Annotated in this window: 27 protein-coding genes and 2 tRNA genes; 22 read left to right on the top strand and 7 right to left on the bottom strand. The window is 37.8% G+C overall.

Annotation, left to right across the window (positions count from 1 at the left end; translation table 11 throughout):
* The first annotated feature begins 6 nt into the window (after nt 1–6).
* From SJPD1_RS05985 to SJPD1_RS05955, 7 genes are read left to right on the top strand one after another with little or no spacing between them, the layout of a single operon-like run.
* Entirely contained in the window at nt 7–1,086 is a 1,080-nt protein-coding gene (locus tag SJPD1_RS05985) for an ABC transporter permease (RefSeq protein ID WP_226372257.1), read from the top strand.
* The gene (locus SJPD1_RS05980) at nt 1,083–1,709 is read left to right on the top strand and encodes an ABC transporter ATP-binding protein (protein ID WP_226372256.1); all 627 of its coding nucleotides are present in this window, start codon (nt 1,083–1,085) and stop codon (nt 1,707–1,709) included. The genes SJPD1_RS05985 and SJPD1_RS05980 overlap by 4 nt, the downstream gene beginning before the upstream one ends.
* Nucleotides 1,693–3,270 (top strand): heme-copper oxidase family protein, encoded by a 1,578-nt coding sequence (locus tag SJPD1_RS05975; RefSeq protein WP_096046406.1) that lies wholly within the window; start codon nt 1,693–1,695, stop codon nt 3,268–3,270. The genes SJPD1_RS05980 and SJPD1_RS05975 overlap by 17 nt, the downstream gene beginning before the upstream one ends.
* Entirely contained in the window at nt 3,263–4,264 is a 1,002-nt protein-coding gene (locus tag SJPD1_RS05970; protein WP_096046405.1) for a hypothetical protein, read from the top strand. Before SJPD1_RS05975 ends, SJPD1_RS05970 begins: the two co-directional genes overlap by 8 nt.
* Entirely contained in the window at nt 4,254–4,793 is a 540-nt protein-coding gene (locus tag SJPD1_RS05965; RefSeq protein ID WP_168171333.1) for a YceI family protein, read from the top strand. The genes SJPD1_RS05970 and SJPD1_RS05965 overlap by 11 nt, the downstream gene beginning before the upstream one ends.
* 11 nt (nt 4,794–4,804) lie before the next feature.
* Nucleotides 4,805–5,569: a metallophosphoesterase gene (locus tag SJPD1_RS05960; protein ID WP_168171332.1), complete on the top strand. Its 765-nt coding sequence runs from the start codon at nt 4,805–4,807 to the stop codon at nt 5,567–5,569.
* Nucleotides 5,556–6,236 (top strand): HAMP domain-containing protein, encoded by a 681-nt coding sequence (locus SJPD1_RS05955; RefSeq protein WP_168171331.1) that lies wholly within the window; start codon nt 5,556–5,558, stop codon nt 6,234–6,236. The genes SJPD1_RS05960 and SJPD1_RS05955 overlap by 14 nt, the downstream gene beginning before the upstream one ends.
* Here SJPD1_RS05955 and SJPD1_RS05950 read toward each other — a convergent pair.
* Genes SJPD1_RS05950 through SJPD1_RS05940 form a run of 3 tightly spaced genes read right to left on the bottom strand, consistent with a single transcriptional unit; the run spans nt 6,227 to nt 9,491 of the window.
* Nucleotides 6,227–6,724 carry an META domain-containing protein gene (locus tag SJPD1_RS05950; RefSeq protein WP_096046401.1) on the bottom strand — a complete coding sequence of 166 codons (498 nt, stop codon included), beginning with the start codon at nt 6,722–6,724 and terminating at the stop codon, nt 6,227–6,229. The two genes, SJPD1_RS05955 and SJPD1_RS05950, sit on opposite strands and share 10 nt — an antisense overlap.
* Nucleotides 6,725–6,757: 33 nt before the next feature.
* On the bottom strand, nt 6,758–8,446 hold the full coding sequence (locus SJPD1_RS05945) for a monovalent cation:proton antiporter-2 (CPA2) family protein (protein ID WP_096046400.1): 1,689 nt from the start codon (nt 8,444–8,446) through the stop codon (nt 6,758–6,760).
* Between the two features lie 22 nt (nt 8,447–8,468).
* Complete coding sequence (locus SJPD1_RS05940) at nt 8,469–9,491, bottom strand: bifunctional 3,4-dihydroxy-2-butanone 4-phosphate synthase/GTP cyclohydrolase II (protein ID WP_096046399.1); 1,023 nt, start codon at nt 9,489–9,491, stop codon at nt 8,469–8,471.
* Nucleotides 9,492–9,659: 168 nt separating this feature from the next.
* Between SJPD1_RS05940 and SJPD1_RS05935 the strand changes: the two genes are divergently transcribed.
* From SJPD1_RS05935 to SJPD1_RS05915, 5 genes are all read left to right on the top strand, one after another.
* A tRNA-Met gene (locus tag SJPD1_RS05935) sits at nt 9,660–9,735 on the top strand.
* Nucleotides 9,736–9,753: 18 nt separating this feature from the next.
* Nucleotides 9,754–9,828 (top strand) — tRNA-Gln (locus SJPD1_RS05930).
* Between the two features lie 276 nt (nt 9,829–10,104).
* Nucleotides 10,105–10,464: a hypothetical protein gene (locus SJPD1_RS05925; protein ID WP_096046398.1), complete on the top strand. Its 360-nt coding sequence runs from the start codon at nt 10,105–10,107 to the stop codon at nt 10,462–10,464.
* 10 nt (nt 10,465–10,474) lie between these two features.
* On the top strand, nt 10,475–10,984 hold the full coding sequence (locus SJPD1_RS05920) for a thermonuclease family protein (RefSeq protein WP_168171330.1): 510 nt from the start codon (nt 10,475–10,477) through the stop codon (nt 10,982–10,984).
* Between the two features lie 159 nt (nt 10,985–11,143).
* Entirely contained in the window at nt 11,144–11,482 is a 339-nt protein-coding gene (locus SJPD1_RS05915) for a hypothetical protein (protein ID WP_096046396.1), read from the top strand.
* Between the two features lie 76 nt (nt 11,483–11,558).
* Here the strand turns inward: SJPD1_RS05915 and SJPD1_RS14695 are convergent, their stop codons facing one another.
* On the bottom strand, nt 11,559–11,855 hold the full coding sequence (locus SJPD1_RS14695; RefSeq protein ID WP_226372255.1) for a hypothetical protein: 297 nt from the start codon (nt 11,853–11,855) through the stop codon (nt 11,559–11,561).
* A gap of 323 nt (nt 11,856–12,178) precedes the next feature.
* Between SJPD1_RS14695 and SJPD1_RS05905 the strand changes: the two genes are divergently transcribed.
* From SJPD1_RS05905 to SJPD1_RS05880, 6 genes are all read left to right on the top strand, one after another.
* Nucleotides 12,179–12,793 carry a hypothetical protein gene (locus SJPD1_RS05905; RefSeq protein WP_096046394.1) on the top strand — a complete coding sequence of 205 codons (615 nt, stop codon included), beginning with the start codon at nt 12,179–12,181 and terminating at the stop codon, nt 12,791–12,793.
* A complete protein-coding gene (ybaK, locus tag SJPD1_RS05900; protein WP_096046393.1) occupies nt 12,790–13,269 on the top strand; it encodes a Cys-tRNA(Pro) deacylase in 480 nt (159 codons plus the stop codon). The genes SJPD1_RS05905 and ybaK overlap by 4 nt, the downstream gene beginning before the upstream one ends.
* Nucleotides 13,270–13,351: 82 nt before the next feature.
* A complete protein-coding gene (locus tag SJPD1_RS05895) occupies nt 13,352–14,404 on the top strand; it encodes an FIST signal transduction protein (RefSeq protein ID WP_168171329.1) in 1,053 nt (350 codons plus the stop codon).
* Nucleotides 14,405–14,495: 91 nt separating this feature from the next.
* Nucleotides 14,496–15,713, top strand: a complete 1,218-nt coding sequence (locus tag SJPD1_RS05890; protein WP_096046391.1) for a sensor histidine kinase — start codon at nt 14,496–14,498, stop codon at nt 15,711–15,713.
* 7 nt (nt 15,714–15,720) lie between these two features.
* Entirely contained in the window at nt 15,721–17,871 is a 2,151-nt protein-coding gene (locus SJPD1_RS05885; RefSeq protein ID WP_096046390.1) for an ATP-binding protein, read from the top strand.
* Nucleotides 17,861–19,600, top strand: coding sequence for an EAL domain-containing response regulator (locus tag SJPD1_RS05880; protein WP_226372254.1), 1,740 nt, complete (start codon nt 17,861–17,863; stop codon nt 19,598–19,600). Before SJPD1_RS05885 ends, SJPD1_RS05880 begins: the two co-directional genes overlap by 11 nt.
* On the opposite strand, the gene SJPD1_RS05875 is transcribed toward SJPD1_RS05880, so the two are convergent.
* Entirely contained in the window at nt 19,581–20,276 is a 696-nt protein-coding gene (locus SJPD1_RS05875) for a response regulator transcription factor (protein WP_096046389.1), read from the bottom strand. The two genes, SJPD1_RS05880 and SJPD1_RS05875, sit on opposite strands and share 20 nt — an antisense overlap.
* A gap of 126 nt (nt 20,277–20,402) precedes the next feature.
* On the opposite strand from SJPD1_RS05875, the gene SJPD1_RS05870 reads away from it, so the two are divergent.
* From SJPD1_RS05870 to SJPD1_RS05855, 4 genes are all read left to right on the top strand, one after another.
* Nucleotides 20,403–21,692: a hybrid sensor histidine kinase/response regulator gene (locus SJPD1_RS05870; protein ID WP_096046388.1), complete on the top strand. Its 1,290-nt coding sequence runs from the start codon at nt 20,403–20,405 to the stop codon at nt 21,690–21,692.
* The gene (locus tag SJPD1_RS05865) at nt 21,668–23,821 is read left to right on the top strand and encodes a hypothetical protein (protein WP_096046387.1); all 2,154 of its coding nucleotides are present in this window, start codon (nt 21,668–21,670) and stop codon (nt 23,819–23,821) included. Before SJPD1_RS05870 ends, SJPD1_RS05865 begins: the two co-directional genes overlap by 25 nt.
* Before the next feature lie 62 nt (nt 23,822–23,883).
* The gene (locus SJPD1_RS05860; RefSeq protein WP_096046386.1) at nt 23,884–24,378 is read left to right on the top strand and encodes a peptidylprolyl isomerase; all 495 of its coding nucleotides are present in this window, start codon (nt 23,884–23,886) and stop codon (nt 24,376–24,378) included.
* Between the two features lie 117 nt (nt 24,379–24,495).
* On the top strand, nt 24,496–25,425 hold the full coding sequence (locus SJPD1_RS05855; RefSeq protein ID WP_096046385.1) for a bile acid:sodium symporter family protein: 930 nt from the start codon (nt 24,496–24,498) through the stop codon (nt 25,423–25,425).
* Nucleotides 25,426–25,434: 9 nt separating this feature from the next.
* Here the strand turns inward: SJPD1_RS05855 and SJPD1_RS05850 are convergent, their stop codons facing one another.
* A complete protein-coding gene (locus SJPD1_RS05850; RefSeq protein ID WP_096046384.1) occupies nt 25,435–26,094 on the bottom strand; it encodes a LexA family transcriptional regulator in 660 nt (219 codons plus the stop codon).
* Nucleotides 26,095–26,336: 242 nt separating this feature from the next.
* Nucleotides 26,337–26,900: a DedA family protein gene (locus SJPD1_RS05845; RefSeq protein ID WP_096046383.1), complete on the bottom strand. Its 564-nt coding sequence runs from the start codon at nt 26,898–26,900 to the stop codon at nt 26,337–26,339.
* Nucleotides 26,901–26,903: the final 3 nt, after the last annotated feature.

Below are 26,903 nucleotides of genomic sequence, written 5' to 3'. Positions count from 1 at the left end.
CTATTGATGTCACTTTTCGTTAAAGCGCTGAATCGCAACCGCTTTAAAACCTTTTTGATTTATACGAGCATCACTGTTGCGATCACGGCTATCTTTATGATAACCTCGATTTCACGGGGCATCATTGGGATGTACTCCACGATGCTTAAAACCGAAGGCGACATCATCGTCACGCAAGCCAAAATCGCCGATACCTTTTTCAGCGATGTGAACGCTTCGCTTGGGGCTAAGATTCAAACCATTGCAGGCGTTAATGATGTGTATGCGATCATTCTAGGGGCAAGCCCCATCAACGAACTCCCTATCGCTGCGATTTACGGTGTGAGTGAAAATCGTTTTAAAACCTATGCCCTCACAGAAGGTGCTTACCCCAAAAAGGGCGAAGTCATTTTGGGTAAAAACATCAATGCACGCCTTCATTCACCCAAATCCGTCTCGATCTCCAACAAAACCTTTAACGTTTCAGGCATTTTTGAAAACGGTGTCGGCTTTGAAGATGGTGGAGCCGTCTTAAACCGTGAAGACGCCAGTGCCATTTTCAACAAAGAGGCATCTATCTTACTGGTGAGCATCAATAAAGAGACAGATGTCGAAGAACTGATAGAGCATATCAACGCGCTAACCCCAGACATCGAAGCAAAAACCACGCATGAGTTTGTGGACAATTACAATCAGTTTAAGATCATCGAAACCTCTTCCAATGTTATCAGCGCAGTGGCATTTTTAATGGGATTGCTTGGAATTGCGAGCCTCATTAGCATCACGATTAACGAGCGTCGCAGTGAGTTTGGCATTTTAAGAGCCATTGGGAAGTCGTCTAATTTCATTATGAGCATGGTCGTGGGTGAGACGTTTATTATCACTTGTGTTGGCTTCATCTCGGCATTTCTGCTTTCAAAAGTGCTTCTGTTTATGATCGCACACATTGAGAAATTTCAAGGCTATGTCAATGGTGAGCTGAGTTTTGAGACGATTGTGAGCGTCTTTGGCTTCTCGCTTTTTATGGCGCTTTTAGGCGCACTGTTGCCAGCATATAGTGCTTCAAAGATCGACCCGATCATCCTTATTCAAAGGGGTGCGTTATGATTCTTCAAGCGGGTGGCATTACCCATTACTATAAAAATGATTTAGCGCTTGATAATGTCAATTTTGAGGCCAAAAAAGGTGAATTTATCGCTATTGTGGGGGAAAGTGGTAGTGGTAAATCGACGCTTCTTTCCATTCTCTCTTCTTTACTTCGTCCAAGCCATGGTGAGCTCTTTTTTGAAGGCAAGGCGTACACGCTTATTAAAGACATTGATGCGTTTCGTCAAAAAGAGGTGGGGTTTATCTTTCAGTTTCACTACCTCATCGGCTATTTAACGATTTTAGAGAACATCAAACTCGCCGCCATTCATAAACAAAGCAGCTACATTGATACGCTCTTTAAACAATGTGGTATTGAAGCAATCAAAAACAAATACCCCGATGAGATTTCTGGCGGTCAACGCCAGCGTGCCGCCATCGTGCGAGCTCTTGTGAACACGCCCAAAATCATCTTTGCCGATGAACCCACAGGCAACCTAGACTCACGCAATTCGCAAATGATTTATGAACTTTTTAAAACACTCTCCAAAAGTGGCACAACGATCATCATTGCGACACATGACCGCCATGTATCGGAGTATGCAGACAAAATTATCGAGGTAAAAGATGGAAAAATTCTCTAGTTTTATACAAAAAGCCTTTGCCATAAGCTCACTTTTTTTAGTGCTCGGTTTGGCATTTGGATTTGAGTATTCACTCAACCTATTGGGTTATTTTCTGCCCTCTTCCATCATTACGGCTCCCAATGCGAGAAGCGTGCATGTCTCGTTGATGCTCTATGGTTTTGTACCGTTGATGCTCTCCTTTTTGCCCTTTGTGTTGATGGAAAAAGAGAACATCCACAGCGAAAAAGGACTTGAAAAACTTAAAATCTACTTTACGCTTTGGTGCATCTTTTTAGTCTTTATGACCATCAGTCTTTTGATGGGTGTGCATCGTGGACTGGTCTTTTATGACTTTGCGTATGAGCTTAACTTTATTCTCGCCTTTTCAGGACTTTTTTACATCTTAGCGCTGTATGACTACATCAAAGTCTACAAGGTCATACCGTTATGGATCAAAGTCTCTTTATACCTTGTCATCGCTTCTCCCATCGCCCTTTTAGTGTTGATGAATCCCGTCATTGGGCAAGTGGAAAAGACGATTCAAGGACCGCATGGTGATAACACGCTGGGGATGAGTTTTACGCTGATTCCTATTTTTTACTTGCTGATTAAACTGCATGCAAAAGAGACGTTTGTGGCAAAGTACCACACCATGTGGATTATTCCTTTAGTTGGGTACATTGCTTCAGTTGCGCACCGTATTTTTATAGGAGAGCTTAGCTACAACCAAGAATGGTTTTTTCAGTACCTTACCTTTTGTTATGTGCCTCTCCTGCTCAAATGGCTTAAAGATGCCAACATCACCTTTAAAAACAACCCTTTCTTAGTCATTTCGATCTACTCCTTTTTGTTTGTGGATATTGAGGGAAATATCTTGTTTATTCCTACGCTTCGATGGTTGTTCCACCGCAATGACCTCATTGTTGCGCATGCGCACATCGCTATGGGTGTGGGAGTTTTCTTCATGGCAATGGCGGTGGTTTCACCTTATCTTAAAAAGCTTAACCAACGCTCTTTTATGCTCTTTTATACGCTGGGTTTTGCTCTTATGCTCATCGCTCTTTCCATGGCGGGTATGATGGAAGCAGGCTTTATTCAAGCAGATATTAACCTTTTATGGACGATCAGGATGCTCTGTGGACTGTTTATTATTTTGGTCACGACTGGTTTTTTCTATCCACAATTAGGACTAAGAATTGAAAAATTCGATGCTTTAAGACTGTATCATTTAACAGGTTTTCTCTCCGATGCACTGGGCGGTATCTTTTTGTTTATCTTTGCTGACACACTCTATCCACTTTTAGGCTTTGGTTTTGAGGGAAAGTATGAGTACGTCGTCTTTGCATTTATGACAACGACGGGGATTCTTCACCTTTTTGGATTAACCCAACCACCCTATGCGCACATGCTTGCCAAACTAAGTGCCTTTAACCGCATTGCTGTTTCTGCGATGTTTTTATCGCTTTACCTTTCCCATCAACTGGGAGTTGAAGCGATGCTGATCGCTGTTTACGACCTTGCATTTGCGTCCATATACGTCATTTTTCAAGCAAAATTTGAAAGGAGTCTTTATGTTTAATGTCCTCTTTACACTCTTTGTTGCGAGTGAATTTTGCTACTATTTGCTCATCGCACAAACGGGAATTATCGAAGTGTTTCACTCTAACATTCAAGCCTTCTTTACCCTTCCTTTAGGCGGCGTGCTGGGAAGTTTACTGGTGTACCGTTCATTTGGCTGGCTCAATTCCGATCAAAAGAAGATCATCTTTTTTGTGGGACTTCAAGCATTTTGTTCACTTTTTTACCCTTCGTTAAACCTTGTGGTTTTGGGAGCTCTTGGCGTTAGCCTTGGTATGAGCGCACCGCTTCTCATTAAATTTACCAAAGGTCGCTATACAGAAATCGCCATCGCCCTTGGTGTTACCTATGCCATTTCGACAGCACTTTTTACTTATGCACCACTTTTACGAGGCAATCTCGCCATTGCACTCTCTTTGGTTGCCTTTACATGTAGCTTTTTTATTCACCGTTTGCCAGAGCATAGGGTCGAGATTGAGTCGCAGAGTTTGAGTGTTTATGCGGTTTTATCAATGGCGATTTGGGCATTTTTAGATGCCAATCTCTTTGAAACGCTTTCACGTAGTCCTGACATTTCTATCTGGAGAGCCCAAACATGGCACATCATTTCGGTATTTCATTTAGTGGGAATGGGCGCAGCCTATCTGCTTCGTGATACCCTCAAAGAGCATCATTCGTTTATCATTGTCTCTTTGTTTGCTCTAAGTTACATGCTCTATGCCTCGCGCGAAGCGGTGCTTTTGAGCATGGTGTACCCTTTTGTGATTTCGTACTATAACTTTGTCATTCTCAAACGTCTTTCAAAGTTAGGAAATCTACGGCTTTTAGGAATGATCATGGTCTTAACAGGCTGGATCGCAGGTGGTGGTGGGCTCCTTAGCGCGCTTGGCGGCTACACCTATGTTGGCGTTATATTTATCTGCTTACTTTTGTGCGCAGAAATCTATAGCTTTATCTATCAAACTTCTCAAAAAAGGATTAACAATGTTCAATAAAATCGCGTTTTCACTTCTTACCGCCTCACTATTGTGTGGTAGCATGTATGCTAAAGAGCTTAGTTTCAAAGAAGGCACTATTGGAGCACAAACGGAAATTTTAGGTGATAGCAATATCAACCCTAAAAGTTCTCACGTTGTGGCAAAACTCAGTATGGACGATGCCGTAGAGTCTCTTAAAGGCGACATTTCACTCGATCTTTTAAACCTTAAAAGTGAAAATGAAAAACGCGATGAACACATGTACGAAGCTTTACATGTAAAAGCACAACCAAGCACGACTTTCAAACTTAAAGAGGTCAAAAAAGAGGCGGATGGCTACCATCTTTTAGGAACACTCACCCTCAATAAACAGGTCAAAGAGATCGACACCAAAGCGGATATCGCCGATCAAAATGATCATTTAAATCTCAAAGGTGGCTTTAACATCAAAATGAGCGACTTTGGTATTGAGCCTCCAACCCTTCTCTTCTTAAGTGTGCGTGATGAAGTTGCCATCTCGTATGACCTTACGTTGGCAAAAAATTAAAAGATGCAATGATGTTTGAAAAAGCGTATGAAAAACTGAATTTTAAAAGTATGACGATTGGTATCGAAAAGCTGCCGCCTTCTTTTGAAAATTTTACAATGGTGCATCTGAGCGATTTACATGTAAACGCTAAAACACCGCTTCATGCGCTTGAAAACTTGGTTGCAAAAATCAATGCACTGAGTGTCACAATGGTCGCCCTCACGGGCGATCTATTTGATACTTTTCCTTCTAAGATACGAGCACATCTGGATATTTTAAAAAAGATCAAGCATCCTGTCTATTTTGTCAGTGGCAATCACGATCTTCTTTTTACATGTAAAGTCCTCTCCAAAGAGATTGAAGCACTGGGCTTTACCCGTTTAGACAATCGTGTTCTCACTTTTTGCAGAGGCGATGATCGCCTGCAATTTGTAGGTTTGAGCGATGCTTTTAGTCACTACTTTGGCATCAAACGCCATGAAAAAGAGCTTTTTACAAACCTCAATCCCGATGTACCTGCTATCTTATTGGCACATCAACCCAAAGATATTCGCTTGACTCAAAATGCCTCTATTGACTTACAACTGAGTGGTCATACGCACGGTGGACAGATTTATCCTTTTGGGTATATTGTTAGGCTTTTTCAGCCTTACCTGCAAGGCTTACATCGTTATGGCAAAACACAGATTTTTGTCACAACGGGGTATGGTAGTTGGGGATTGAACTTTCGCTTTCGCGCTCCTAGTGAAATCGTGATTATACGGCTTACCAAGGATGAACATGTTGAGCATTAAATTCAAATTGATTTTATGGTACCTTCTTATTCAAACCGTTGTTTTGGTCAGCTTTAACTATGCGCTTTTTATCAATGTTGAGCACAACCTTAGGGAAAATAACTCGGGTGTTATTCAGATACATGAAGCCATTGAACACTTTTTAAGAACACAGTGGTTATTGACGCCCTTTATTGTGATATTGTCAAGTTTTGGGGGCTATTTCTTAATGAGCAGGTATTTTAAACCGCTCAAAGAGATGCTGAAGAACATCCAGATGATAAGCGCAAAAGAGCTCTCTAAACGCATTAAAACACGCTGTAGTGATGATGAGATCAATCAGCTTGCCATTGCCTTTAATGCCATGCTAGAGCGCTTGGAAAACTCCTTTATAAGCATCAAAGAGTTCAATACCCAAACATCGCATGAACTGCGTACGCCTTTAACCATTATGCGAGGAGAAATTGAAATAGCATTGCGCAAAGTGCGCACATGCAATGAGTACCAAACAATTTTGTCCACACAACTTGAAGAGATTACAACGCTACAAAAGAAAATGGAAGCATTACTGTTTCTTGCAGAATATGATTTTATGAAAGCGAGTCATGTTTTAAAAAGCTTTCCATCGCACGAAAAAAGCCTTTTAGATTTACAAAGAGCCTCCTGTTTACACGCTTCTCAAGGCTGATAAGACGCTTCAAATGTGGCGACGGTTTTATCCGCTTTTTGAAGAAGAAGGACACCTTCATCGATTTTATAATGATCGACTTTCTCTAATGCTTTGAAAAATTCAGATTCATCCGCTATTCGTGAACAGGCCATCATGGTTGAAGCAACACGTAAAAAATGTACGGTATGATCGCTTTCATTCAACTCATAGCTTCCTAGCAAAATATTGCATCCGCCAAAACCTTGCAGACGATTGTCTTCTAATTTCAAAATGATATACGCCTCTCGTCCATTAGGATCTTCCATGACAGCTTTACCCTCAACACCAATCAACTTCCAATACACCTCTTGTACTCTTTGTACAGCCGTTGTTTCAGGAGCGTTATCCGCACTCTTTGTTTGATTGGTTTCGGCGCTGATTGAGGGTGAATTGGGTGTCGATGGGGTACATCCAAGGATGATGATACTACTCATAAGTGTTGATAAAACAATAGATAAACGACTCATTTTCTCTCCTTCTCCTTTTACATGTAAAGTGACTTATGCTTTGGTAATCTCACGGATAAGTTCGTACTCATTTTTACGTAATGACTCTAACAAGGTAGTGATTTCATCTGGTTGGACACCCAGTTGACTGAGTGCTTCTGAGCCCGTGCGAATGCTACTTTCTAACGTTTCAGCTATCACCCAACTGGCTCCTGCAAAAAGCATCTTATCCATTGCTTTGATGTCCAGTGCTCGTGCTAAAATCTTGATGTGCGGATAGTTATCTTTAATATGCTTAACGACTTTAATCGCATTAAGGCTATGATCAATCGAGACAATGATCATTGAAGCTTGATCTAGCTTAATGGTATTGAGCAGCTTTAAGTCTGTAATGTCCCCAAAAAAGACCGGTAACCCTTCTTTACGACCAAGCGCTACTTCGTTGGCATTGATATCAAACACCATAAACGGAATGCCACTACTTTTAAGCATCTTGGCAATCACTTTGCCCGTGCTTCCATAACCCGCAACCACTACTTTTTGCTCCATACTCGCATTTTCAAAGTATGAAAACTGAGAAACCTTCGCCATCTTGTTGGCCAGCGAACACCCAAAGCTATACAGGACTGGAGTAAAAAGCATACTAATTGAAATGACACCAATGCCGACAACAAAAAGCTGGTCGTCAATAATCCCCAATGCCTTTGCCGCACCAAAGAGAACAAAGCCAAACTCACCGCTTTGATTGAGTAAAAAAGCTAGTTTAATCGCACCACTTTTCGTTGCTCCAAAAGCAAGCATCAACACAAAGATAATCAACGCTTTAAGCACTAAAATAACCACAATATGTTCGCTAAAAACCCAAGGGGCACTCATAATAGCTTTAAAATCGATTGACATACCCACCGCAATAAAGAAAAGGCTCATCAAAATACCTTTAAAAGGCTCAAGGCTCGATTCGATTTGAAAACTATAACGTGATGTGGAGAGAAACATACCCATTAAAAAAGCACCCAGTGCCATCGAAAGCCCCGCATGGTCCATCAAGTAGGCGGAGAGAACAACACTCAGCAGTGTCAGCAGTAAAAAAGCATCTTTGTTACGCTGTTTAGCCACTTTATCCAATGCTTTTGGAATAATGTAACGCCCAAAAACAATTAAAAGTCCAAACATAGCGACAACGGTAGCTAACGATTCGAACCATGAAATATTATGGGTTGATTCTTGGGTTGAGAGTAAAGGAAGCGCTGCTAAAAGAGGAACGACCGCTAAGTCTTGAAGGAGCAGAATTGCAAAAGCGTTTTTGCCATGCTCTGTATTAACTTTACCTTTTTCTTGCAAAATCTGCATGACAAATGCTGTCGAAGATAGTGCCAAGGTAAAGCCTAAAAGCATTGCTACACTCAAACGATCGACAAAAAAGCTCATGTAAAACCCAAGAATCACACCTGAAACGATGACTTGAAGCGAACCTAAACCAAAGACCTCTTTGCGCATAGACCATAATTTGGCAGGTTGCATTTCAAGACCAATGATAAAAAGCAACATCACCACACCAAATTCCGTAAAATGGCGTAAATTTTCGACTTCACTGGTAACAATAGGTCCAGGGGTATGAGGCCCCACGATAATTCCCGCAATCAGCAAGCCTAAGATAGAACCAAGCCCCATATGTTTGGAGATGGTCACCATAATAGCCGTTACCGCTAAAAGTACTAGTGCTGAAAGAAGAAAAAAATCCATGGAACCCCTTTACATGTAAAGATTAAAGAACGATCTCTTGATTGATATTGAGCCCAAAACCTGACAAGCCAACATAATCTTTACGTGACGTAATCGAAATAAGATCAATATTTTCAATGCCCAATTTTTTAAGAATTTGCGCTCCAATACCAAACTCTCGAAGTTCTGGGTTGGTGGTGTATTCGCTATCGACAAAAATGAAAACACCATTGTTCTTTTTAAGATACTCAATCGCTTTTAAAATACCTTGGTATTTTTTTTCATTGGCAAAAAGCTCATTGTCTGGCAAAATATGGTGAAACTTCACTGCACTCGTCTTTCCAATTTCACCAAAAGCATAAACGATATGATGGTTTCCTTCATGATCAACCATATCAATTTTACGAGTTTGTGCCCCAAAGAACTGAGCATTGGACGAAAATACTTCTCGTACCAATGACTCTGATTGCATACGATACGCCACAATATCTGAAATGTAAACAATATTCATATCATGTTTTTTACAAAAAATGTCTAGATCATCACGGCGTGCCATGTGACCATCTTCTTTCATCACTTCACAAATAACAGCAACTTCATAAAGACCTGCTAAACGGCACAGATCAACCGAACCCTCTGTATGCCCCGTACGAACCAGTGTTCCACCTTTACGCGCTATGAGTGGAAAGATATGGCCTGGTTTGACAAGCTCGGAAGGTTGGCTGAGCGCATCTGCAAGAATTTTGATCGTAATATCGCGCTCATACGCAGAAATTCCCGTCGTACACACACGAGCATCCACGGAAACCGTAAAGGCAGTTTCGTGCTGAGAGTCATTGTTCTTCACCATTGGATTAAGATTCAAACGATTAGCGATCTCTTCTGTAACAGGTGCACAGATCAAACCTTTGGCTTCTGAAGCCATAAAGTTGACTTTATCAGGAGTCGAAAATGTTGCTGCAAAAACAAGGTCGCCCTCGTTTTCCCTATCTTCATCATCCACCATCATTACCATCTTGCCATGCTTGATATCTTCTATCGCTTGTTTGACTCTTTGTATCGGCATTTTCGCTCCAAAATTGATTTTAAATGATTATAGTAAATTACCCTTGACAAACAAATTAAAAATGACTATAATTTCACCTCAATTAACGACTTGGTTGAATATCGCCAAGCGCTAAGAGAAGCTGGTTTCATCCAGTTATCAGGGTTCGATTCCCTTTAGAGAAAATATCGCGGGATAGAGCAGTTGGTAGCTCGTCGGGCTCATAACCCGAAGGTCGCTGGTTCAAGTCCGGCTCCCGCAACCAGTTATTTCTAAATCTTCTTGGGGATTCGCCAAGCGGTAAGGCATCACGTTTTGGTCGTGACATTCACAGGTTCGAATCCTGTATCCCCATCCACCGTTCTTTCTAAAATCAAACTTCACAAACACTTTCAATATTCATAAAATCTTCTCTACAAACTCTTTTGGGTTTAATGTTACCTATTCCTCAATTTTCACCACATTGTTATAATGTATTATATCTATCTATTTAAATAGTAAATTAAAAGATTGATACCAAAGTGCTATAATTCACCAATGGTTTTAGAATGAAACCAAATCTACTACGAAATCAGAAATATGAATGATCGTTTATTGAGTCAATGTCTAGAACTAAAGAAAAAAAGCGTTTCCGATGTTTCATAAAGAGAACAATACCCTTGATCTGCTAGGTCAATACTCACAAAAAAATGCTCAGTCTCAAAACAGTGAAGAAGAACCCCAAAATAACATCTATAGAGAATTAGGACAATTTATAAGCAAAACGGATAAAAAAGAGAAAAATCACACCTTTGGTATCCCTAATTTTCTATGGTATTTAGCTATGATTGGTATGCTTGTTTACATACTGAGAGGAATGGATTTCAGCCAAATAAACAATGTATCTGATGCACTCTCAACGATTCAAAAAACCGTCAGTAGTGAATTATTAGAAATGCAACAAGAGACACAAAAAGCTATCGAAAATGCCAATACACACAAAGAACAAAAATAAAGGTATGAATATGTATAAAAAACTCATCATAGTATCTCTACTCGCAACATTTCCGCTTCTTGCCATAGAGAGTGCCGGCGTTGTTACTAAAATTTCTGATGGTTCTACACTACATATGGTGTTAGGGCAATCTGAGGAAACCGTTAGAATCCTCTACATCGATGTACCGGAAAAATTTAGTAATGCAAAGCTAAATAGAGATGCTAAAAAACTAGGTGTTCCTGCAAAAGATATCCAAGAATTAGGAAAGTTGGCAAGCGACTATGCTTCTAAGTTTTTTAAAAAAGGCGACAAGGTTATTGTTGAGTCAGACAAAAAAGATCAAGCGGGACGAATACTCGCAACCGTAAATAAAAATAGTGTTGATTACTCATTACAAATGATTGAAGATGGTTTTGCCTGTATTAATAAAAAAGCTGCCTATCCTGGTGAGCTTGAAAAAGCTTTGAAAAATGCGAAGGAAGAGAAAAAAGGTCTTTGGACAATTAATTATGATGTTATGAATAAATTGTGCCGATAATAGTAAACCGTAAGATCATGACGCATTGACCTATTTTAGGCTATATATTCACCTGTTTTACAAGTGAATATATACCTATTGCCTTAACCATAATCTTTAAGATAGAATACGAATTAGACAGTATAAAATTGTATAAATTTGAATGATCAGAGGGATTGAATGGGCGATGAAGCAACTGCAATGATGAAAGCATTTTTAGATAAAAACGAAATAGCTTATGATTCCGGCGTGGGAAAAGAGAAGTTTTCTGTAAATTATTATATCAATCATGACCTTGTAGAATCCATGATTGCAACAGTGACGTTTTATATGAATAATCCAGAATTTGTGGATACTATTACTATAGGAGAGCTAGATTCTCACCAGTACCATACAGGATTTTCACAGCGTTATCAAGAATATAAGTTTGATGAGATGCAAAATAGCTTTACAATACATGGAGCATCAAGCCAAAAACATAACAACATGCCCTTTAACGTTGTGATACGACCTCTTTAACACGCTTGTTTTATTAAGGTTTGAGCCACTGACACATTGATCGCTTTGGATAAGAACAAGAAGGCTATAAAAAAAATTACTTCACCCTTTTGTACACTGTTTTATAACCGCCAGCTTCGGTAGAAATCGTATTCTGATCAATAATTTTATAAGCATTTCCTACTTTAATCGTGTCGTCAAATACAATGACTTTGTTCTCTTCAACATCATAACTTACAGGATTTTTTGTACCAAAAGAGGACATACTCTTTCGATCAAACTCAATTTCCATAATGCCTAAAACTGTCTGTGTTCTCCATTTTCCAAGCAACGGGTTTGGACTGATAAGTGGCTCGATAATATATTTAAGAGCCAGTATCATTACAACAGCCATAATGCTCCCTAGAAAAAGTTTAAACACGAAGGAATTACTTTTGAGAACCTGCTTTTGAGGAGTGCGTTTACGAGGTCTTGATACCCTTGTCCTACGCAATGTTTTTGGTTTTAAAGATTGTGATTGTCTCGATTTATCTTTTTTTTGGATTTTCTTATCATCAAACATTCAACACCTTATTATTGATTAGACTCTCATCATTATAGCATGTTAAAAATGGTCTTATTTTATTTTACATGTAAGCTTTTTTAGCTCTCTCATCGTCCTTAAAAGGTTCTAGTGCTATAATTTTTAATCAAAAAGACTAACACATAAGGTACATAATGTTTTCTAAATTTATGAAATTTTTTGAAGTTAAAGAGGACGAGACACTTGATTATATGGATCCCGATAAACTGCTTAAAAAGAAAAAACGTGTTTTAAAAGACCCTTTAAATCAAGAGGAAGAAGATGAATTTTTTCGTCAATTAGAAGAGGAAGAGAACACATCTGAGCGTCAAAATACCTATAAAGAACCTCGTTCGGCCCCTAAACAAAATATCTCACGCGAATCGGTTTTGAAAAAAATGAGCCAATGTATGAAAGAGCGAGACTGGAATCCCAAACATCACCCTAAAATTGTCATCACTGTAGCCTGTGTGCTTCTTGGCTCTGTCGTTGTAGCAATGATACTGTATGAAGCACCTAATCCTCTCATTGGGAAATGGAAACCACAAGGCAAAAATGTTTTTCCTCCCACAGGCGATATAGAATTTTTTAAGGACAAAGTCCAAATGATGGGTGCAACTACCATCGTACATTACAAGATTGATCATTCTAACATTCGTATTATAAACCCACTTATCAACACAAGCATTACCTTTGTACTCAAAGATGATAAAAATATTGAGTCCGATCTTTTCGGTGTCAAAACAAATTATAGAAAAGTTGAAAAATGAGCCTAAAAAAGACCAATGCGGCGCGTTTTTTGGATACGCTCAAACTGCCGTATGAGATGACTTCGTATGACGTGGATGAAGAAGATTTGAGTGCGACACATGCAGCACATGCACTTGGGGTAGATGCGGCGTGTGTGTTTAAAACACTGGTTGCGAGAGATGACGCAAAACATATTATTGTAGCATGTATTCCTGCCGCTGAGGAGATTGACCTCAAAGCCTTAGCCAAAGTGGCAGGGGTAAAACGCTGTGAACTCGTTGCGGTTAAAGAGCTATTAGGACTTACAGGATACATTCGTGGCGGCTGTTCGCCCCTTGCGATGAAAAAAGCCTATCCAACGTTTATCGACACATCGATCACCACGCACGAGAAAGTTTATGTCAGCGCAGGGCTTCGAGGTGTGCAACTTTACCTAGCGCCGACTGTTCTTATACAAGCATCTAAAGCCATCTGTGAGCCTGTAATAAAGCTGTAAATTTTTTACATGTAAAGATTTTGCAACGCATTTATCACACTTGTCATATACAATGCTTTCAACAAAACATTGGGAGAAAAGAATGTTTGAAAGTATCTCCTTTATTAAGCGAGTTGAAGATTTGCCAAGGGTGCTTAAAAAAGGCTCTTATCTTTTACTGATAGCAGAAGAAACACCCTTTTTGGAAATCCAAAAAATGGCAGATGTCGAGGTATGTGGTGCTATTTTCCCAAGAGTTATTTTTAATGGAAAAAGTTTTGCTGAAGGCATTATTGTAGCAAAGCTCCTCCCTACGACAACCATGCAAATCATTGATATTAGTGATCTTTCGAGATTCGATCCTCCTCAAAATATCTGCTCTATTTTTGCGATTCTTGATGGATTTTCAGCACGAATAGATGAGTTTTTGGAAGAGTTTTACTCGCTTATTCCCAAAAATACAAAATTAATTGGTGGCGGCGCAGGAAAATCAAACCTGATACAAGAACCCGTTATCTTTGACATGCAACGCTATTACCTCAATAATGCCATCATCCTTTCATCTGTCAGTACCATTGGATTGGGTGTCAAACATGGGTGGAAACCTCTCGTTGGACCGTTCATCGCAACTAATAGCCATGACAATATCCTAGAAAAAATCAACTTTAAAGATGCCTTTGATGTCTATAAAGAAGCCATAGAAAAAGACGGGGGCTTAGATTTTGCTACGACTCCTTTTTTTCAAATTTCACAACGATACCCACTGGGAATTGTGCGGTATAAGAAAGATTTTATTGTCAGAGAACCTGTCACAACCAATGGAAAAAATATTGTTTTAGTGGGGAAGCTTGACTCAAATTCTGTTTTGTCTATTCTTAAAGGAGAAAAAGGGGAGATTATCAGCGCCGCACACGATGCCGCTTTACTTTCACGTTGTGAGATCCCTGATGAGTCGATTCAATCCGTATTACTCGTTGATTGTATTTCTCGTTTTTTATTTTTAGATAAAGATTTCTCAAAAGAGATCAAAGCCATTGCCAATGCCTATCCATCTAAAACAATGATTTGGGGCATCCTCAGTCTTGGTGAAATTGCCAATGCCGATCAAGAGTGCATCGAATTTTACAATAATACCTGTGTCGTGGGTACACTTTAAATACTGTCATACATTGTGTGTATTAGGATCTTTATGGTATTTTATTCTTGCCTCTCACATTTATGAATACCTTGTCTCTTAGGAGTATTTTATGCAACAGCTTAATGAACAACTTTTAATTACCTTTGAATGTGTCAGCGCCATCGGTACTTCGCTTCAACTCACAGAGATGATGGAGCATTTTTTAAAAGTATTTTCACGCAAGACTGGAGCATTGGCTTCAATTTACTGGGAATATGACAAACATACACAAAAACACAAGCAAATCTGTTTCTATGGTAAAAAAGCGTTTCAAGACCTTTTAGTGCTACCTTCATCGCTTACTCAGTATGACACCATTACTTTTAATGAAACCAATGGCAAATACCTTTTACATGTAAAGATTATGGACGATTGGATTGTCTTTATTTTTGATGCAACCAAAGCTGAAATGGATCTGATTCAAGAGATTATCTCCTTATTTCAAGCAAAACTTGAAAACGCTGTTTGCGCCTGTAAAAATCACTTGGAACTCATTGAAATCAATCAAACGCTTGAACGACGCGTTGAAGAAGAAGTTGCTAAAAACAGAGAAAAAGACAAACATATCTTGCAACAGTCTCGTTTAGCACAAATGGGAGAGATGATCAGTATGATTGCCCACCAATGGAGGCAACCACTGGGTTCTATTTCAACAGTTGCAGCGTCTATTAAACTGAAAATCATGCTGAATCGTTTTGACTATTCAACGATTGAAGGGCAAGAAGCTAGCAAAGCTTTTTTAGAAGAAGCGATGAGTAAAATCGAATCTTATGTGCAATTTCTCACACGAACCATTGATGATTTTCGTAACTTTTTCAAACCCAATAAACAAAAAGAGAGCATTACGCTCTCTCAGCTTATCAACCGAACACTGGAAATCATCGGAAAAGCGCTTGAAATTAATGGCATTACGATCAATATTCAAACACATGCTACCACTGAAATTTTTACCTATGCCAATGAAGTCACCCAAGTAATACTCAACATTCTCAAAAATGCGGAAGATGTTATCAAAGAAAGAGAGATCATAAACCCAAATATACAGATTACCATTGGTACGGAAGACGCATGGCAAACCATCTCTATTACCGATAATGCAGGAGGCATACCGGCAACGGTTCTACCTCATATTTTTGAGCCCTATTTTTCTACGAAACAAGAAAAAAATGGAACAGGGTTGGGACTCTATATGTCAAAAACGATCATCGAAGAGCATTGTGGAGGTCAAATACTAGCAACCAATACGCCAACAGGTGCCCAATTTACCATTAAGCTCAAAGAAGGTTAATTCTATAATGCAAAATACTCTTTCCAAACTTATCAAAAAAGAATATCTTAAATCAATTATTTTCCCTTTACTCCTTATTGAAATGATGCTCCTTTTGGCTTATTTTTGGAGCAATGCTTACGTTAATGAAACAAATAAAAATGCACTGATTGAAGAGACAAAAATACAGATTAAAGAGATCAGTAAACGCTCAGCGACCATTATCAATAATGAATTTAAAATGATTTCAAATATTACACTTCTCTTTCAAAAAGAGCACGAAAACTTTTTTGCTTCCTATGAACCTTTACATGTAAACACTCAAGACCATACATACAGCCTTACCAAAACTGGAGTTATTACCAATACCAAAAAACATGAAGATTCTTGTACTCTCTTTTATTCCAACATACAAAAAGAGACTCCTAACCGTTTAGAAAAGGCCATTGCAACTGAAAAACTTGATGTTTTTTACAATGCCGTCTTGCAAACAAATACCAACATCGCCCAAGTCTATTTTAACAGTTATGACTCCATGAACAGGCTTTGTCCTTTTATGCCTGATGCACTAGGACAATATGCACATGATATAGATATTCCTACCTATAATTTTTACTACCTTGCCGACGAAAAACATAACCCGCAAAAAAAAGTAGTCTGGACAAACACTTACTTGGATCCCGCAGGAAAGGGATGGATGATCAGTGCCATTGCGCCTGTATATAAAGAAGACTTTCTTGAAGGTGTTGTCGGTATTGATGTGACGATTGACCAACTTATCAGCAATATTCTCTCTCTCAAACTCCCCTATACTTCTATGACAATGCTAGTTGATGAAAATGGTAATATTTTAGGGATGAATGAGGCTTTAAAACCGTATCTTGGCATGCAATCGTCAACACCAATACCAACAGAGCATAAAGCTGATAATTTAAACCTTTTTACCAATAAGACCAACCTTTTGGCCATGTCGCTTGGCCGCATTTTACAAGAGAACAGTCCTATGATAGAATTTCATGATCATCATGCTGATTTTCTCATCACACAAAATGCCATCCCCGAAACACATTGGAAAGTGGTCCTCTTACTTGACCAAGATTCATTGCTTGCAACGACCACAAGACTTAAAGCAAAAACCAATTTTATCGGATATATCGCACTAGGTTTAATGGCGCTGTTTTATCTCATTTTTCTTTACATATTTCTAGCACGCGCCGATAAATTTTCACACCAAATTCTAGCACCATTGCACGATCTCATTGAAGCAACAAAACAATTTAAAGATAAACTTGTCACAACTCAGATAGAATACTCCAATATTGTGGAAATCAATATTCTGTTGGAAAATTTTATGGCAATGAGTCAAGAATTGCAAGGGTTATATAATTCAATGGAACGCAAGATCAAAGAAGGTGTCATCGAAAATATGGAGACACAAAAAATGCTCATTTATCAATCACGCTTAGCACAAATGGGTGAAATGATCAGTATGATAGCCCATCAATGGCGTCAACCTTTAGGTGCTATTTCCACTGTCACTGCCAGCATTAGACTCAAACAAAGCCTTAATAAATTTGATTTAACAACAGAAGAAGGACGAGAAGAGCAAGATGTATTTTTAAATACAGCCATTGGTAAAATCGAAAGTTATGTCCAATTCTTAACCAATACTGTCGATGATTTTAGAAACTTTTTTAAACCGAATCAACATTGTGAGAAAAGCTCTCTTCCCATTATTATTGAGAAAGCAATTAAAATTATTGGCAAAAGCCTGGAAGTACACCAGATAGCATTACATGTAAAGAATAGTTCAACTCGTGAAATCATCACTTATGAGACACAAATTATGCAAGTTTTGATCAATATTATCCAAAATGCACAAGATGCCATTTTTGAAAAGAAGTTAAAAGATGGTACGATATGGATTAATACTTATGAGGAAAATTCATTTTTTATCATTGAAATTGAAGATAACGCTGGGGGAATTCCGGATGAAAATATCCGTAAAATATTTGATCCTTATTTTTCAACTAAAGCTCAAAAAAATGGTACAGGATTAGGACTTTATATGTCAAAAGCAATTATTGAAGAGCATTGTCATGGCTCTTTACAAGTCACAAATACGTTGAAAGGTGCAAAATTTATCATTAAAATATCTGGAGAATACAGTGACAATTAGCCTTAAAGATCTTTTGACCTTGACCTCATCTTTACGCATTTTATATGTGGAAGACGATGTTGTATTGCGAGAAAACACTATTGCCCTTTTACATGATCTTTTTGGAGAAATCCACGAGGCAAGTGATGGAAATGAAGCCTTATTACTCTACAAAAAATCTGAAAACTTCTATGACATCGTCATCACTGATCTCAATATGCCTCAAATGAACGGAATGGACCTGATTAAAAATATTCAACTTATCAACCCCAAACAACCTATTATTGTTGTTTCAGCACACAATGAAACCGAATATTTTTTAGAGAGTATTCGCAACAATGTGAATGGCTATATTTTAAAACCAATCGACTTCAATCAACTTGTGGAAACCATTTACAAAGTTGCTTCATTGGTTAAAGAGCGTCAAGAAAAAGCTAAAAACCAGACTAAATTACAAGAAAAACTCGAAGAGCAATCCTTACTGCTGGCAGAAAATTCTCAAACCGTTCATGAATTTTTAACGATTGACAAAATCACCAAACTTCAAAATGCCACGGTACTTTACAACTTTTTAGATACTTTTGTACAAGACCATGCCTTAACTATTATGCTCTATAACATTGACAATTTTAGCTTTATCAATCAAACTTATAGTACAGACTTCGCCGATGAAGCACTCTTTAAAGTGGGCGAATATTTACAATACAATCTCTCTAAAGAAGTACATCTCTACCGTTACAACTCGGATGAATTTGTCATTATTTTTGATCCACAAATCATCAACCCCGAATTTGTTGCCATTCAAATCCAAGCCTTTTTCAGAGAAACCCCTATTGGTGAATATGAAGAGCAGCCTGTGTACATTACACTCTCATGCGGCATTGCTACGACAACGAACCCTGCATCGCTACTTCCTAATGCACGTATAGCACTTCGCGAAGCGAGAATGCGTGGTATTCCAAACCAATATAACATTTACAATACGCATGATGCTTTTTTAAAACAAACCAAAATAGAAACGGAATGGATTCAAAAATTTCGTATTGCGATGGAAGAAGATCGTATTATTCCTTATTTTCAGCCTATTATTGATAATGCAACCGGTGAAATCGTCAAATATGAGTGTTTAGCACGTATTGAAGATGATGGTGAGATTATCTCACCTGCTCATTTTTTAGAAGCGGCACGACGTAGTGGCTTGATGAGTAATCTTACACGCCTTATGATCAACAAGTCCTACAAAACGTTCTCTGGACAAAACGTGGCATTTTCACTCAATATTACCAATGAAGACCTACTCAATTCAAACTTCATTGATTTTTTACAGGCAAAACAAAAAAACTACAATATAGAACCATCTTTAGTAACATTTGAAATTTTAGAAGACATTATTATCAGTGATGCAAACCATATCCCTTTAGAGAATTTACATATACTTAAAAGTATGGGCTACCTTTTGGCACTGGATGATTTTGGAAGTGATCGCTCAAACTTTAACCGTTTGGAAAAATTAGGTGTGGATTTTTTAAAAATTGATGGTCAGTTTATTAAAAATATCGATACGATCACTCGAAATCAAGATATTGTAGAATCTATTAGCACCATGGCAAAAAAATTGAATATGCCTGTCATTGCAGAATTTGTATCCACCAAAGAAGAATTTGAGATGGTCAAACACTTAGGGGTTGAATATTCTCAAGGTTATTTTTTCAATGCTCCTCTAAAATTACCTATAAACCATGAGCAGTAAGTTTATAACCTCTGTTTTTAAGATTGACAATACACGCTTCATACCCTAATTTATCGCGTACACGTTTTACAAGGGCGCGTAGTGTCGAATTATTAACCTCATCACTTTGCCATATTTCTTGACAAAGCTGTTCATTGCGCACAAATGTATTGGCATTTTTGACTAAAAGAGCGAGTAAAAGTTCCTCTTTAGTCGTAAGTTCTTGTAAAATGCCCTTTACATGTAAACATTTTGTTTTCAAATCAAAGCTAATATCTTTATCTAATATCACAACGCTAGTAGCATCATTTTTTGTGTATTGTCGGTGCAGTTGATTGGTGACCTTGATCATCGTATTGATCAAAAGCTGAGAATCAAAAGGCTTTGTTAAAAAACAAAAAATACCTAGATCAATACTTTTAAGAAAATAATCCACCTCTTTATAAGCTGAGATGACGATCACAAGTTGCGAAGGATTTTTTTTCTTAATTTTTTCAACTAAACTAAGACCATTTTGATTGGGAAGCTCAATGTCGGTTATAATCAGATCGTAGATAGAAGTTAAATAGTGCTCATACGCTTCTTCAGCAGAGCCAAAAGCATCTATCGTATCAAAGAAATCTGACAAAAAAATGCTCAGTTCTTCTTTCAAAGAAATATCATCTTCCACGAGAAGTAAAGATAACGGTTCGCTCATTTTTTTTCCTCAATGAGTAAATTGTCTGTTAATCGCCTGTAATTAAGATAAGTATAGCAAAAAACAACTCAAATACAACGCTCAAAAGTATATAATAGAGTCATAAAATCCGTATGGAGAGCCGTAATGGAAAACCAAATTGATCAGCTGATTGCTTGGAGTAAAGAACTAAAAATATTATATGTCGAAGATGACCTTGCTCTTCGTGAAGAAGTATGTCTTTTCCTCAGTGATATTTTTACACAAGTTGATTTAGCCTCCAATGGTGAAGAAGGACTACAAAAACTCTCTCTCACGCATTATGACTTTGTCATTACCGATATCAAAATGCCCCTGATGAATGGTATAGAGATGATTGAAAACATCAAAAGGCTCTATCCCTCACTGCCTATTCTTGTTACCTCTGCTCATAATGAGAGTGACCATCTTATCAAACTCATCAATCTTAATGTCGATAATTTCATCACAAAACCTCTCCAAAGTGAACAAATTTTTAGAGTTTTACATAGCATTGTTAAGCATATTCATGATGAACAAGAACTCAAACACTATAAAAACGAACTCGAAATTACCAACCAAAAACTTAAAAAAATAGCGCATATTCAATCACAATCTATTGATTTGAAAGACTCTCTGCTCAGAGCCTATCAAGAGGCTCTCGATAAAGCAACCATTGTTTCATTGACAGATAAAAATGGCATTATTACCGATGTTAATGAGAATTTCTGTAAAGCAACTGGCTACAGTAAAGAAGAGATTATTGGGCAAAAATATGATGTTCTCTACCATCCTTCCATGAGCAAAGAAATCTATAAAGATATTTGGTCTTGTCTCTTGGCTAAGAAAACATGGCAAGGTCTGATTATCAATCAAACACGTGCATTAACACCTCTGTACAATTATAAAACCATTGTTCCCATCTTAGATGCTAAGGGTGAATTTATAAAATTCATTAGTATTGCACAAGATCTTACGGAACTTTATAAACACAATGAAGAAACGACTAAAGAAAATATTGAACGTGCAATCAATGTTAAAGAAAATGACCTCTTAAAACAGATTCCTTTTGCTTCAGCTCTCCTTTTGGACGATCTTCATTTTGAAAACCACAATACACGTTTTGAAGAAATTGTCAATAATCATGTTGATGAAACATTACTGGGAAAACTGACAACGCACACACTTCATCTTTCAGAATTAGTCAATTTTGAAGAGATGGATTATTTTAATAGTATTGAAGCTATTAAAAATAATTGGCCTTATGATGGTGATATCACGTTTAAAGGTGTTATTCGATCCATTGGGCATCTGCTTGAAGTGCTTGTCAAAATCAGTCAATATGAACCTAATCGCTACATCATTTGCATCGTCAAACAAGAGGATTTTGAATTATGCTGCCAAGTTCAAGAGAGATAACGTTTCATACAGCGATTTCCGCTGCCAGTATCGCGAATGAATCGACATTACAAGTCATTGATAACCAATGCCATTTGCATAAAATAGACCTCAATGAACTCAAAGTAATTAAAAATGCGCCACTTTCAGTTCTACCACAACATGATCTTTTTGACTACTACAAACGACCTTTTACCGTTGGTAAAAATCTTGCCTATATCTCTTTTGCACAACAAGGGACAGAATATGTGATTGATACGCAATCCAAAATCGTTCCCCTGAGTACCTTTCATTACAATCAGCATGATGTCGTAACCAAAGCTGCTTTTAGCGAAAATGATCTTTTACTCATTACCGGCAATGAACGCGGACGTAGTTATATTCTTAACCCAGAAGATGGTACGATCCAAGCCAATCTCCCTGTCGCAAGCGATTCCATTAGTGCCGTAGCACTTTCTGAAGAGTATCATCTATCTGCTTACGCCTCTTTTTCACATGAGTTGGTTGTTTACAAGACCAATAGCTTTAAGATTGTCTTTAAGCAGAAAATTGGCAGCGTCATCGAAATGATGATCTTTGCCGATGATCAAACGCTGCTTGCTATCACACGCAATGGAAAAATGATTAAAATCGATCTTTTCAAGGGTAAAGTTCTTCAAGAGATGTTGCTAGATCAAAATATCTGGCCCTCTGTCATGGTGCTCTCACACAGTAAAAAATTTGTCTATATTGGAACAAGAGAGACCCTACTCTTTGCAGTTTATGTCAAAACGCTTGATATTTTATACCAAGTTAAATTACCCTACTACGGGGTTACCACTCTTTGCAGAACCCAAAACTATTTTATTATGGGATTTAAAACAGGTGAAATTCTTTTCTTTAATCACAGAGAGCACGAAGAACAATTCATTACCTATATTAAACTCAGGCAGATCAAAGAAGCATGCCTTATTTTTCAAAAAAATATTTTTTTAATGTCGCATCGTGAAACCAAAAAAATCTATGAGTATTGGCTGGAAGAAAAAGAGACCATCATGAATCTTCTCTCTCGAGGAGAGATTGAGCAAGCACAGAATATTGCTGAGCCTTTTTTATTTCACCCAAAATGTAAGCTTGAATTTGCGGAAATAGAATCGTTACAACCTGATTTAATGTCACTACAACGCTATATCAGAAGTATGAGTTATGCACCTGCATACTCTTTAGCAACCTTAAAACCAGCACTGAGAAAAAGCTCTTTATTTGCTCAGTTGGAAGCGCTTTGGAATAAAAGTCTCCAAAAAGCACAAATACTCTTAGCACGAGAACCTCTTTTAAATAAAGAAGCAGCCAAGGAGAGTTTAAAAGCCTTTGAGGAAGTCGAAGAGAAAAAAGCCATCATCGAAAATATGCTCAAACGTTCTGGCACTTTTACGATGGCAGAAAATTCGGTTAAAGAGAAAAATTTCACCTTCTATTTCCGATTGGTAGCACAAAATAGCTTTTTAGAGTCTACCTCTTTATACCAAAAAGTCCTCCAAGTCGGTGAACGATTGCAACAAGAAACACTTCACTATTTGGAAGAAAAAAATTACAAACAATCCCTCATTTTAGCTGATCTATTATATCAATTCAGGCCCTACCAAAATCAAGCCATTCGGCTTAAAGAGGTTTCAAAAGCTTTGATTATTCTTGAACACCAGATTGAACATAACATGCTTTTTCAGGCAGTCAAAACACAAGATCAGTTTCAATTACAGAGTCATTATGCCCTCGTTCAAACACTGGAAGAGATGAAAAATACCTTTGGATTAGAACAATATGCGCTCATTGAGACAAAAGCTTATGCTAAAGTTTTTACCAATATTGAGCCTTATATGAACCTCTCCATTTGCAAACAAAATATTGCCAATATTATGAAAAAGCTCTACATCTCGCAATTTAAAGAAGCGGCAAAAGAGATGAATACTGCCATAGATTGGGAAAAATCATTGTCAAATTATTTACAATTTTTTCCAATCGACAAACCCTTAGTGGAATTCGTCAAAGCCTATGATAAGCTAGAACTCTTACAAAGCATCCCCCTCTCATCGCCTCCTTTGGAAAATCCAACCTATCCTAAAAGTGTCTTGAGCTTCTTAATCAAGAAACCACTCATCCACAAAAGTTAATATAGCTTATAGGAACGGCTTGTTATAATCTCCACTTAAACTTAATAATAAAGGCTTTAACTATGAGCGCACTCAAAACATATGACTACACGAAAGAGCAATTGGCAGCTTTTCAATACGCCATTATCAAAACCGAAAAAGGCGATATTGTCATTAAGCTCAATCCAGAAGAGACACCCATAGCGGTTGCAAACTTTGCAACACTCGCAAATGACAAATTCTACGATGGATTGATCTTCCACCGCGTCATTAAAAACTTCATGGCACAAGGTGGTTGTCCCCTTGGTCGTGGAACGGGCGGTCCTGGTTGGAACATCGCTTGCGAATGTAAAGGACAGAAAAGTAAACACAAACGAGGTTCTCTCTCTATGGCACACGCAGGGCCCAATACAGGTGGCAGTCAATTTTTCATCTGCTTCGTAGATTGTCCTCACTTAGATGGCGTTCACACTGTTTTTGGTGCAATTGCTAAAGAGGATAAAGAGAGTTTCAAAGTGCTTGACAGCATTACTCAAAATGATAAAATGATCACTATCGAAATCAAAGATAAACTCTAAAAACTTTTACATGTAAAGAGATTTTCTCTTTACATGTAATTCTCTTGCAACCGTTTGAGGAGATATATTCCCCCTACTTTTGCTATAACATTGTTTATTTTTATGAAGGAATAGATTATGATTGGGCGCATTAATTCTCTCTTCCCTTTTTGGGCTATCCTATTCTCTTGCTTTGCTTATATAAAACCTGAATTTTTCATACCCCATAAAGGAAGCATTACGCCTCTGTTAGCAACGATTATGTTTTTTATGGGAATCACCTTACATTTAGATGATTTTGCTCGTATTCTAAAGCAACCTAAAACTATTTTTGTAGCCGTAATTTTAAAGTTTGTCTGTATGCCGCTTGCAGCACTTTTAATCTCTAAAATGCTTCATTTATCAACGGAACTTTTTGTAGGAATGATACTTGTTGGTGTCGTTTCAGGAGGAACTGCGGCGAATGTTATCGTTTATTTAGCCAAAGGAGATGTTGCCCTTTCCATTACTATCACGATGACATCTACTCTTTTGTCTGTTTTGATCACACCTCTTTTAACCCTTTTATACGTCGGTCAAAGCGTGCCAGTCCCCACATTCGATATGCTTGTGAGCATTTTACAAATTGTTGCAATACCTGTAATTCTCGGTGTTACCCTAAATTATTTTTTGCATGCAACGATTAAACGTTATGAATCCTACTTTGCAATGTTTTCAATGATTACCATTGTTTTTGTCATTTCCATTGTCGTTGCACTCAATCAAAATGCTATCGCATCGATTGGATTTTTGACCATCGTTGGTATCATTCTTCATAACAGTGCAGGACTGCTGAGTGGATATATGGGAGCAAAATGGTTTGGTTTCAATCCTACGATCTGCAAAACGATTGCGATTGATGTCGGCATGCAAAACTCTGGCTTAGCGGTTGCTTTAGCACTCAAATATTTTACACCGCTCAGCGCACTTCCCGGTGCTGTTTTTAGTATTTGGCACAATATCTCTGGTGCTATTTTAGCAGGCTTTTGGTCACAACAAAAAGAGACATATGACACATCAAAAAGCTAAAATGCGTTCTTATATATTAGCCGATAATTTTCCAACCACTTTGCCAATCACCTGAACATCCTCAGCATTGATAACCTCTGGAGCATACGCCTCATTGTCAGAGACAAGAGATACCGTTCCATTGGCGTGGAGTTGCAAACGTTTGATAAATAGACCCACAGGAGTTGAGACAACATAAATACCTGATTTTAAAGCGTTGGTGTACTCTTTGTTGATAAAGACAACATCACCCGTATACAATGTAGGTTCCATCGAATCACCCAAAACATTGATCGCTTGGATATGTTTTATCATACCAATACCGCCAAGCTTGTGTACAATCTCTTCATCAAGGTACATCATCTCACCCTCTTCGTCTTCATTGAGCGCTCCACCACCGGCTGAAGCATAAATATCTCTAAAATAGTGTACACTCGCAAATTTATCCGTTTCTGCTTGTAAACTCTCTACCACTTGATCAAATAAAAGCCAGTTAATCGAAATTTTACGTTTGGCACAAAATTCCAAAATCTCTTTATACGGAATCTTGGCACGATTTTTCATGGTAGCAAGCGTCAGCTGATTGATCCCAAGGGCTTCAGCCACATCTTTGTCAAATACTTTGCGCTCACCCAACTCTTGAGAGAGAATATCTTTAACTTTATGCAAAACAGCTAAAATATCTGGCATTTTATCCTCCAACATTTCATTTTGAAATATTATTATAACATATTTTCAAATTTTATTACAATAATGAAAATTTAATAACTGAGGAGCCTTCCATGAAAAGTTTAATCTGTACCATCAGTCACTCCCGTAAAGTTTACAATGAATTTATGAACCGTTTTGAGCAAAAAATGCTTGTTTTAAGCAATAAGATATTTTAAAAAAGAGACTTCATCTTTATGAAGTCTCTTTAAGAGTAAAAAGAACTAATGTTTCTTTTTAGTGGCATATTGGAAGTAAAACCAAATTATTCCAATAATAGAGAGTAATATCAGTGGAGCAAGTAACGTATTTTCCGAAAAATAGGTGGCAATACGCATCAAAATATCTCCAATTTTATAACTTCCTATACCTAAAATCACTGCCCAAAGAATAGCAGAGATCGTATTGATGATATGAAATTTAGTTTGTGGATATTTGGTTACCCCTATAGTCATTGGAACTAATGTTTTCAGCCCATAGATGAATTTTTGAATAAAGATGATCTTATCACCATATTTTTTCATCAAAATATGACTCAGCGCCAATTTTCTTCGGTGATCTTTAATGTACGGCATCAGTGCTTTTTTATTATAACGTCCCATATAAAACAAAAAAGAACTGCCTATAACGTTTGCAAATGCTGCTACGACGATTGAAGTTGTAAGATCCATCTTTCCAGCATATGAAAGTACACCTGCGGCAATAATCGCAAGCATACCTCCTCCAAAAGAATATAAAAAAAGGATAATGTATCCATAGGTTGTAAGAGAGCTAAGAATATCTTCCACTCA

It is taken from the genome of Sulfurospirillum diekertiae, from assembly GCF_002309535.1.
In the GTDB taxonomy this organism is placed as follows: domain Bacteria; phylum Campylobacterota; class Campylobacteria; order Campylobacterales; family Sulfurospirillaceae; genus Sulfurospirillum; species Sulfurospirillum diekertiae.
The sequence above is the reverse complement of the archived record's forward strand: the minus strand, read 5'-3'. Positions and strand labels throughout refer to the sequence as shown.